The sequence below is a fragment of the Moorena producens 3L genome (genome assembly GCF_000211815.1).
In the GTDB taxonomy this organism is placed as follows: domain Bacteria; phylum Cyanobacteriota; class Cyanobacteriia; order Cyanobacteriales; family Coleofasciculaceae; genus Moorena; species Moorena producens.
Genome location: NZ_GL890932.1, coordinates 12407 through 22296, shown reverse-complemented (window position 1 = coordinate 22296; position 9890 = coordinate 12407). Strand labels below are relative to the sequence as shown.

8 protein-coding genes and 1 rRNA gene are annotated in these 9890 nt (G+C 44.3%); 3 read left to right on the top strand and 6 right to left on the bottom strand.

The window, feature by feature from the left end; translation table 11 throughout:
* Window positions 1-363: ribosomal RNA gene (locus LYNGBM3L_RS18375) — 16S ribosomal RNA — on the bottom strand; the annotation flags it as partial.
* A 760-nt stretch (window positions 364-1123) separates the two neighbouring features.
* Between LYNGBM3L_RS18375 and argS the strand changes: the two genes are divergently transcribed.
* Complete coding sequence (argS, locus tag LYNGBM3L_RS18370) at window positions 1124-2881, top strand: arginine--tRNA ligase (protein WP_008186340.1); 1758 nt, start codon at window positions 1124-1126, stop codon at window positions 2879-2881.
* A gap of 112 nt (window positions 2882-2993) precedes the next feature.
* Here the strand turns inward: argS and LYNGBM3L_RS18365 are convergent, their stop codons facing one another.
* From LYNGBM3L_RS18365 to def, 3 genes are all read right to left on the bottom strand, one after another.
* Window positions 2994-3317: a helix-turn-helix domain-containing protein gene (locus LYNGBM3L_RS18365; RefSeq protein WP_008186337.1), complete on the bottom strand. Its 324-nt coding sequence runs from the start codon at window positions 3315-3317 to the stop codon at window positions 2994-2996.
* 11 nt (window positions 3318-3328) lie between these two features.
* On the bottom strand, window positions 3329-3697 hold the full coding sequence (locus LYNGBM3L_RS18360) for a type II toxin-antitoxin system RelE/ParE family toxin (RefSeq protein WP_008186335.1): 369 nt from the start codon (window positions 3695-3697) through the stop codon (window positions 3329-3331).
* A gap of 913 nt (window positions 3698-4610) precedes the next feature.
* The gene (gene def, locus LYNGBM3L_RS18355) at window positions 4611-5147 is read right to left on the bottom strand and encodes a peptide deformylase (RefSeq protein WP_008186333.1); all 537 of its coding nucleotides are present in this window, start codon (window positions 5145-5147) and stop codon (window positions 4611-4613) included.
* A gap of 189 nt (window positions 5148-5336) precedes the next feature.
* Between def and dnaA the strand changes: the two genes are divergently transcribed.
* Window positions 5337-6719 carry a chromosomal replication initiator protein DnaA gene (gene dnaA, locus LYNGBM3L_RS18350; RefSeq protein WP_008186331.1) on the top strand — a complete coding sequence of 461 codons (1383 nt, stop codon included), beginning with the start codon at window positions 5337-5339 and terminating at the stop codon, window positions 6717-6719.
* Window positions 6720-7184: 465 nt separating this feature from the next.
* Here dnaA and LYNGBM3L_RS43855 read toward each other — a convergent pair whose 3' ends face one another.
* Complete coding sequence (locus LYNGBM3L_RS43855) at window positions 7185-7364, bottom strand: hypothetical protein (protein WP_008186328.1); 180 nt, start codon at window positions 7362-7364, stop codon at window positions 7185-7187.
* Between LYNGBM3L_RS43855 and dnaN the strand changes: the two genes are divergently transcribed.
* Complete coding sequence (gene dnaN / locus LYNGBM3L_RS18335; protein ID WP_008186326.1) at window positions 7363-8544, top strand: DNA polymerase III subunit beta; 1182 nt, start codon at window positions 7363-7365, stop codon at window positions 8542-8544. The genes LYNGBM3L_RS43855 and dnaN overlap by 2 nt on opposite strands.
* Before the next feature lie 165 nt (window positions 8545-8709).
* Here dnaN and LYNGBM3L_RS18330 read toward each other — a convergent pair.
* Window positions 8710-9890 (bottom strand): glycoside hydrolase family 38 C-terminal domain-containing protein (locus tag LYNGBM3L_RS18330; protein WP_193374710.1); only part of this gene is annotated, 1181 nt, incomplete at its 5' end.

Below are 9890 nucleotides of genomic sequence, written 5' to 3'. Positions count from 1 at the left end.
GGTATTGCTCCGTCAGGCTTCGCCCATTGCGGAAATCCCACTCGCTGCCTCCCGTAGGAGTCTGGGCCGTGTCTCAGTCCCAGTGTGGCTGCTCATCCTCTCAGACCAGCTACTGATCGTTGCCTTGGTAGGCCTTTACCCTACCAACTAGCTAATCAGACGCGAGCTCCTCTTCTGGCAATAAATCTTTTACCTCTCGGCACATCCGGTATTAGCCACTGTTTCCGGTGGTTGTCCCCGACCCGAAGGCAGATTCTCACGCGTTACTCACCCGTCCGCCACTCCCCCGAAGGGGCGTTCGACTTGCATGTGTTAAGCATACCGCCAGCGTTCATCCTGAGCCAGGATCAAACTCTCCATGGTACTCAGTTTTTTTTCTTTCCCTGACCCTTAGTCAACTTAAACAGTTAACTTCGAACCAGTTCGGAATTTTAGGTTTTAGTTTTAGCTAATCTGTCCTATAATTAGGTCAGACTAACTTGAAAATTTCTTGACGAGTAGCGACCGTATATTGGCTCTCAAACTATAGATTTTTCTTGGTTCGGGGCGGTGCGGTGCGCTTGGCTTTCCTCATCGCCATTTACTAATTTACAGGGTAAAAAAGGGTTTGTCAACCTAAACCCGAAACTTTGTTGGGAATAAATTCTTGAAACCTAGGCATGACAAGGGTTTTAGAATTAAAAAATTTTTTTTTGAATCCGTTTACGAGCTCTGACCAAGGGAAGAGGGGTAAGCTCTCAGGTCACAGGGGTAGCTTCTTTAGATTTAGGTCGGGAGCAGTGCGACCCGTCGCGAATTTAATACGACGACTGTAAGTGCACCGAGACAGTCGGGAGTCGGGAGTTGGGAGAATTATTCAGTAACTATTTGTAGATTTAGATACATACCTCAACAGGGGCGTGTCGGTTGGTCGTTGTCTTGATGCAAAGCGCAAGTGGGGGAAACCAGGGCAGCGCTGGATCCCTTAAGTGCAGTTTGGGATAACTACTCCGATGCTTCCCAGTGAAACGGGAAATTCACCTGGAGTTATAGTAATTGTCCGGTTAGGTCTAGGATTAATCCGTAAGTAGTGGCTGTTACCATTCAGAGGCAAGATTAGTGAAGAGCCCTTTGCACTGGCACCATGAAATCCATTGTTGAACAACTTAGACTTCAATTCACTCAAGCCTTAACTGCTGCCTTCGGTTCTGACGTGGCAGGGGTAGATCCAATGATGGTACCTGCCAGCAATCCCAAATTTGGTGACTATCAGTCTAATGTGGCCTTGGCTTTGAGCAAACGTTTGAAACAGCCGCCAAGAGCGATCGCAGAATCTTTGTTGCAGTATATAGATGTGGCTGAGATATGTCAGAGCCCGACTATTGCTGGTCCAGGCTTCATTAATTTGAGCTTAAAACCTGCTTACTTGGAAGAACGGCTAAGGGAGATTCACACTGACCCACGTCTAGGAGTAGCAGTCGCTCCAGCCCCTCGACAGGTCATTGTTGATTTTTCTTCTCCCAATATTGCTAAAGAGATGCATGTGGGACATCTACGTTCAACGATTATTGGGGATTCGATTGCCCGGATCTTAGAATTTCGGGGTCAAAATGTACTGCGCTTGAATCATGTGGGAGATTGGGGAACCCAATTTGGGATGTTGATCACTTATCTTAGGGAAGCTTACCCAAGTGCTTTGACTACAGCTGATGCCCTGGATTTGGGAGATTTAGTTACCCTTTATCGGCAAGCTAAACAACGGTTTGATGCAGATGAGGAATTTCGGGAAGCATCTAGACTCGAAGTTGTTAAACTCCAATCTGGTGCAGCCGATAGCCGCCGTGCTTGGCAACTACTGTGTGACCAATCTCGGCGGGAGTTTCAGATTATCTACGATTTGCTGGATATTCAGCTCACCGAAAGGGGGGAATCGTTTTACAATACCTTGCTGCCAGAGGTGGTGGACTATTTAGACAAGTCTGGCTTGTTAGTGGAAGACTCGGGAGCGAAATGTGTTTTCCTTGAGGGGTTTACAAATAAAGATGGTGAGCCTCTGCCGTTGATTGTGCAAAAATCTGATGGGGGCTATAACTATGCCACCACTGACTTAGCTGCACTGCGCTACCGGACTGAGCAAGACCAGGCTCAAAGGATTATATATGTTACTGATTCCGGACAAGCAAATCATTTTGCGCAGGTATTTCAGGTGGCTCGGCGGACTGGTATTCTTCCAGAAAATGTTGAAGTCGTTCATGTTCCTTTTGGTTTGGTTCTGGGGGAAGATGGCAAAAAGCTGAAAACGCGGTCTGGGGAAACAGTGCGGTTGCGGGATTTGTTGGATGAAGCGATCGCACGATCTGGTGCTGATTTAGAATCGAGACTGAAGCAAGAAGGTCGGGAGGAAACTGAGGAATTTAAAGAGCATGTTGCCAAAGTCGTAGGCATGAGTGCAGTTAAGTATGCTGACCTTAGTCAAAATCGTACCAGCAACTATATATTCAGCTTTGATAAGATGTTGGCACTCCAGGGCAATACGGCACCATATATGCTTTATGCCTATGTCCGCATTCAGGGAATTAGCCGCAAAGGGGAGATTGATTTTGAGCAACTGGGAACCGATGCCAAAATTTTGTTGCAAGAAGACGCAGAATTGGTGCTAGGGAAGAAGTTATTGCAACTGAGTGAGGTCCTTGGTGAAGTTGAGAAAGAATTGATGCCGAATCGTCTTTGTCAGTACTTGTTTGAACTGAGCCAGAAGTTTAATCAATTCTATGACCAATGCCCTGTACTGAAAGCCGAAGAACCCAAGCGGACATCCCGTCTGCTGCTATGTGATTTGACTGCTAGAACTCTGAAACTGGGATTGTATTTACTCGGAATTCAGGTACTGGAGCGGATGTAGTACAGTTAACTATCTCAGCTATCAGCCAAGGTCAAAGGCTGATAGCTGAGATAGTTACGTACATCTTTATTAGGACAACTATCTGAATAACTCTACTTCAGCATCAGCTAGTTCACGACACTAGTGTTCGAGCCACAGGGTGAGATAATGGTTTGGTTTTGACCACAATTTCCACATCTTGACCCAAAGCGTTTAAGAAGCGAAACAGCCGCACAATTGAAAAACCCGCCAACTTACCATTGATAAGTGCGGACACTTTAGGCTGATCTACTCCTAAAACCTTTGCCGCCGCAGCTTGTGTCATACCCTGGTTGGCAATAATACTACTAATCTTACGAGCCAGTTCTGCTTTAACGATTAATTCGTCAGAGTTTTCTAAACCTAAATCGGCAAACACATTACCACTACTAGCTTGTACTTCAATTTCTTTGACCATAATTACTACCTCTACTCGTGAGTGTAATGTTGTGAGTAATGTTCTCTGGCTCTTTTTAACCTGGCTTCAATTAATTCCAGCTCTTGCTTGGGTGTGGCGATACCTTGCTTTGATTTCTTTTGAAATGTATGCAGAACATACACTACACCTTGGAGTTTTACGGTGTATACACCCCGATAAGTGTCTCCATCAAAGTTGTCAATAACTTCGAGTACACCAGCACCTTTGAATCCTTTGAGGGGTTTAGCAGCGGGATGTTTGTCTCCACATTGAGCTAAGTACAAGGCATAACCCATCACTTGCTGAACTTCTGAGGGAAATTTTTTCAAATCTTCCAAGGAACTGCCAACCCACTCTACAGGTTTTAAGGACACATCCATGTGATAAATATTCCAATTATAGCATAAGAATTACTAGTGTCCTAATTATCGATTTCTACAATGAACAGGGTGTTTGACACTCCCCGTCTTGAAAGAGCGGGGATTCCTAGATCAACGAGCCGCCTTAAACCGCCGTATTCCTATCTTTAACGCCGTTAAAAATAGGACAGTGCTTAACCAAAAACCCGTCAAGACCAAGTTCTCAGTCAATTTACGACAGACCCAGAGGGCGATTCTCCTTAGACGTTTGGCTACTTGTAGGGAAGTGCCTTAAAAAGTCCGTTTCCTTCCTGTTCACCTGGTTCCGGTGTGCCCCACCGTACCGTTTTTTTTCTCAAAATGTGATTCTTCTGGGTTCACACGTTAACGGTTAATTAACGATTGGGTTTTTAAGGAGGATTTTCCCTGCCCTCCGAGCATTACTACTTTAAGGTCATGCAGTGGCGGATCTCTGTTCCGGTTGCGCCAAGGCCAAAGGCCACGCTACGCGAACGGTTTTTCAGCCTGTACTCATATCTCCAGTATACTCTGGCGCTATAAAAGTGTAAACTAGGCGACTTTAGTCGCTAGTCACTTTCATCTCCCCTCGCTTTGTGACGGAGTTTTCAGTGTTAGGTTTTCTAATCAGATCACTCCCCATAGCAGCAACACAAACCACTCGAAGGTGGCAAAACCTGCAAACATAGGGCGCAGTTCAACTAAGATTTGCTCGACTCGACGATATAGAGCCATAATCAAACTGGCTGAGTTTTTCTGATTCAGCCAGTTTGGAACATTCTCGTCCCTAGGCGCGATCGGGGTGTTCTTTTCTTAGGGGTAATTCAACCACTCAACCGACCACAGAACTTCGCACTGTCCAGTATCAATAGATTGTAGCGATTTTAAAATTAGTGAGTAAAGGATTTGACAACTGCTATAAGTTAGCAATAATCTGCTTCTGATATTCCTCCTCAGTCATCATCTCTTGGGTACTCTCCACTCGGTCTAAAAATACAATGCCCTCAAGATGGTCATATTCATGCTGAAATATCCTGGCTACAAAGTCTGTTAATTGTTGCCGCTGATACTGACCATACCGATTAGTATACTCCACCTCAATTCGACTATACCTGGGTACTAAACCTCGAATTCCGGGAATACTCAGACAGCCCTCCCAGTCCTTAACCATGTCAGTGTCGTGACTAATCATGGAAGGATTAATCATAGCCGTTGGTTCCATCAAGGGTGCGTGGGGATACCTCAAATTCGGACGAGACGCTACGATAAACAAACGATAGGATTGAGATACTTGGGGTGCTGCAATGCCAACGCCATTGGCTGCTGTAGCAGTTGCTATGAGCTGATCAATCAGTTGTTGAAGGCGTTCATCCAGCAAGTTATGTACTCCCTGACTGTGCTGGCGTAAAATCGGGTTGCCTAACTGAGCAATTTGTAGTGTTTCACTAACCATAGTAAAAGCCAAACGTCTATATCAGTCAAGCTTATTCGATCAAATGCTCAAACAGTACCTTTATATATTAAAAATTGGTAAACAGTTTTGGGTGGTGGGATATAGGAAAAGGTATTTTTATTCCCTTGGTCTGGGCTGTGGCTGATCACATCTAGCTTAAAAACAATTGACTACGGTAGAATAAAAACGGTGAAAATTTCCCCAGAAGAACTATGGATTCAGGTATTAGAACGTCTCAAACTACAACTGAGTCAGCCCACCTTTGAAACTTGGCTCAAGACAACTAGCGCTCAACAGCTAGACAATAATTGCTTGCTGATTCGGACTCCCAATCCCTTTTCCAGAAATTGGTTGCAGAAGTATTACGTTAAAACAATTGCTGATGTCGTGGAAGATATTTTAGGTCAACCGGTGGAAATTAACTTCATAACGGCTACAGGAGACAATAACTCAATGACTGCTGATGCTGACTTTTCCTGGTCATTTCCCGTAGCGACTAATCATTCCGAAAATACCTTTAAAAACCAGCCAAGACGGGCTAAGTTAAATCCTAAGCATGTTTTCTCTCGCTTTGTGGTTGGTCCTAATAATCGCATGGCTCATGCTGCATCTCTGGCGGTAGGGGAGTATCCAGGACGGGAGTTTAACCCTCTGTTTCTTTGTGGTGGTGTTGGTTTAGGCAAAACTCATTTGATGCAGGCAATTGGTCATTACCGCTTGGATAATAACCCTGACTCTAAAATTTTTTATGTTTCTACTGAGCAGTTCACTAATGATTTAATTTCTGCTATTCGTGAGGATAGTATCCAGAGCTTCCGAGAACATTATCGGACAGCAGAGGTACTTTTGGTAGACGATATTCAGTTTATTGAAGGTAAGGAATATACTCAGGAAGAGTTTTTCCACACCTTCAATACGTTGCACGAAGCTGGTAAACAAATTGTCTTGGCATCAGACCGTCCTCCTAATCAGATTAATAGCTTGGAAGAACGCCTTTGTTCTCGCTTTTCTATGGGGCTAATCGCTGATATTCAGCCACCGGATTTGGAAACTAGGATGGCTATTTTGCAAAAAAAGGCAGAGGACGAAAATATACGTCTACCCCACGACGTGGTTGAGTACATTGCTGCTAGCTACACCTCTAACATTAGAGAATTAGAGGGAGCTTTAACTAGAGCTGTGACTTATATATCGATTGCGGGGTTAGCGATGAATGTGGAAAATATTGCACCGATTTTGAACCCACCGACCAAGAAGATTCAAGCTTCTCCTGAAGTGATTTTAAGTACTATATCTGATACTTTTAATCTTTCAGTGGAAGACTTAAAAAGTAGCTCTCGGAGGCGAGAAATTAGTTGGGCTAGGCAAATTGGAATGTATCTGATGAGGCAGCATACAGAATTGAGCCTACCCCGAATTGGGGAAGAATTTGGGGGCAAAGACCACACGACAGTCATGTACAGCTGCGATAAAATAACTCAGCTGCGGGAAAAAGATGATGAGTTAGCTCAGAAACTTTCTCAGTTAAGCGATCGCATAAATCTGACAGCCAGGAGTCAAAACCAAAAATAAAGCGTGTTTATAGCAATTATCAGCGACGTTTGAGGTAATTTTGTCCTGGCTTTTAGGGAATAGGGAATAGGGAATAGGGAATAGGGAATAGGGAATAGGGAACAGGGAAAAAATACTCTGTACCTGATTAGCCTAGAAAACACTATATTAACTAAAGTTTATTAATTAAAGTTTATTAATTAACCCCTTGAGCTTGATGTTATGATCGAGTCTACTGCTGGAATATCTGGCTTCTGAGTATAAATGCTCTGTGGAAAAATCACCGAATTTTTCCACAACTTTTTCCACAAATGGATTACTAGCCCAATTAGTATTCAGCTATCAGTTATCAGCTATCAGCTATCAGCTATCAGTTATCAGTTATCAGCTATCAGTTATCAGCTATCAGTTATCAGCTATCAGTCATCAGCTATCAGTCATCAGCTATCAGCTATCAGGTATCAGTTATCAGCTATCAGCTATCAGCTAAAGGCTGACCGCTGACCGCTGACCACTGACCGCTGACCACTGACCGCTGACCACTGACCACTGACCGCTGACTACTGACCACTGAATACTTAGGTTTTTGAGGTGGTTTTGTAGAAAGATTAGTAATCGAGTACTATAGTTTTTTGCTAAAGCAAGCCCCATTAGAAAACCAATCATGAAACTGGTTTGCAGTCAAAGTGACCTCAATACAAACCTTTCACTAGTGAGTCGGGTAGTCCCTTCTCGCCCTACTCATCCTGTGCTGGGTAATGTTTTGTTAGAAGCAGACCAAAAAAATCAGCGGGTGCTACTAACTGCTTTCGACCTGAGCGTGGGTATCCAGACTAGCTTTAATGCTGACGTTGAGACAGGAGGGGAAATTACGCTGCCAGCCAAACTGCTCAATGATATTGTCTCCCGTCTACCTTCAGGGGAAATTACTCTAGAGGATGATGGGACAGGAACAGACAGTGATAGCCTGATTGTGACCTTAACCTCGGCTACCGGACGTTATCAGGTTCGAGGCATGAGTTCTGAGGAATTCCCCGAACTGCCGGAAGTTAACACATCCGTTGCGGTTCATATTCCTGTAGAAGTCTTAAAGGCTGGATTGCAGGGTTCTTTATTTGCCACCAGTTCTGATGAAACTAAGCAAGTGTTGACGGGGGTTCACCTTACTGTACAGTCGGACAAATTGGAATTTGCTGCTACCGATGGTCACCGACTAGCAGTTGTGGAAACTAATCGCACAATAGAGGAAAGTGCAACGACTGAAGCTACCCAAGAATTGGATGATCATGATTTCCCCCTAGAATTTACTTTACCAGCTAGAGCGTTAAGGGAGTTGGAGCGGATAGTATCTAAGGCTGAAGCTCAAGATATTATTGCGATTCAGTTTGAACCTGGTCAGATTGTTTGTCAAGGAGGAGAACAGCTTTTAACAAGCCGAACTCTGGAAGGACAGTACCCTTCCTATCATCAGCTGCTTCCCAAACACTTTGAGCGTCAGCTCATTCTCGATCGCCGTCAATTACTGAGTGCAGTAGAACGGATTGCAGTGTTGGCTGATCAGAAAAATAATATTGTCAAGTTTAATATCGATAGTGTTAACCAGCGGCTTCACCTCTCGGTAGAGGCAAAAGATTTGGGTAGTGGTCGGGAGTCAATGGAAGTAGAAATATCGGGTGATAGTTTGGAAATTGCTTTTAATGTTAAGTACTTAATTGATGGCTTAAAAGCCCTTTCTACCTCTGAGATTAAAATGCAGATGAATGAAGCTAATAGTCCTGTGATTTTTATGCCTCTAGGGGGATTGAAGATGACCTATTTGATTATGCCAGTGCAGATTAGAAAATAGGTAAGGATTCAGCGGTCAGTGGTCAGCCCTCAGCCCTCAGCCCTCAGCCCTCAGCCCTCAGCCTTTAGCTGATAACTGATAGCTGATACGCGACACGCTGATAGCTGATAGCTTACCTCCGGACTCCCGACTCCCGATTCCCGATTCCCGACTCCCGACTCCCTTCTAGGTTATTAATCTAACTGCAAAACTACTTATTTTCCAAGGCTCTATCTGAACTACTTTTCCATCCGGTGATGGTTCTGATAAACTAACGGGTCTTTCCAATAAATCAACTGGGTGAACTACTTTTAATCCCAAATCACTTACTAAGGATAAATTTGCTGACTCCCCATGAGATTCATAACACCTGAGAATCCATTGATCAGGGATATCTTCGGATTGTTTAAGTGCCATCAAAATTAAAGTCTTGGCTGACAAATTTAATAGTTGTCCGGTTGATGGTAAAGAAGGTTGACTATTATTACTGACATTATTACTGACAACAGAACTATTGGGGGGAGACCAAAGTAAACTTAGAAATGGTAAGTTAAGCTGGTATGCTAGGTGAATTGTATCTGCAAAACGCCAATTGCCTTGATGAGGATAAAGAGCATAGGTGAATTGGTGGATGCCTTGATCAGCTTCAGGATCGGGCCACGTCGGAGAGCGAAGCAATGTTAGACGTAATTGGGACGCCTGGGCATCATAACCGTATTTGCAATCATTCAGCAAACTGACACCATAGGTTTGATCACTCAAGTCTGCCCAACGCAGAGCAGGTACTTCCCATTTAGCTTGTTCAGCAGGGGTTTGGGGTCTAGTAGAACGTGGAATTACCCCACAAGGCATCTCATAGGACACATAATCCGCATCAATGGCTAATGGAAAAGCAGCTTTGACTAATACATGGCGTTCCTGCCAGTCTACGGTAGTGGCAATTTTGAGGACTGGAGATTCAGCACAGAGGATATAGTCCTGACAAAATTGCGATCGCATCAGCCGACGCACCACTCGCAAACGCTGACTCAATACTCCTGTTTCAACCCACTCGATCCCGATCAGCTCAGTGCTCGGCAAAGGATGGTCAGCATAATTTGGGTCTATATTCCATGCATCCCAATATTGACCACTATCCTCGAAAGCTTGTAGCTGATTTCCAGGACCACTAAGCACTTCCCGCTGATTAACCTGATCGAAGACACTACTCAAATCTCCAGTTTCTGGGTCTACCACTACTCGTAGGTATTGATTCTCTAAGACTAAATCTTCAATCGGGAATCGGGAATCGGGAATCGGGAATCGGGAATCGGGAATCGGGAATCGGGAATTGGGAATCGGGAATCGGTACCCACCCCTAGGGCATG

Coding starts and splice junctions, on each gene's coding strand:
- argS (WP_008186340.1), top strand. CDS start 1,124: ATGAAATCCATTGTTGAACAACTTAGACTTCAATTCACTCAAGCCTTA.
- LYNGBM3L_RS18365 (WP_008186337.1), bottom strand. CDS start 3,317: ATGGTCAAAGAAATTGAAGTACAAGCTAGTAGTGGTAATGTGTTTGCC.
- LYNGBM3L_RS18360 (WP_008186335.1), bottom strand. CDS start 3,697: ATGGATGTGTCCTTAAAACCTGTAGAGTGGGTTGGCAGTTCCTTGGAA.
- def (WP_008186333.1), bottom strand. CDS start 5,147: ATGGTTAGTGAAACACTACAAATTGCTCAGTTAGGCAACCCGATTTTA.
- dnaN (WP_008186326.1), top strand. CDS start 7,363: ATGAAACTGGTTTGCAGTCAAAGTGACCTCAATACAAACCTTTCACTA.
- LYNGBM3L_RS43855 (WP_008186328.1), bottom strand. CDS start 7,364: ATGATTGGTTTTCTAATGGGGCTTGCTTTAGCAAAAAACTATAGTACT.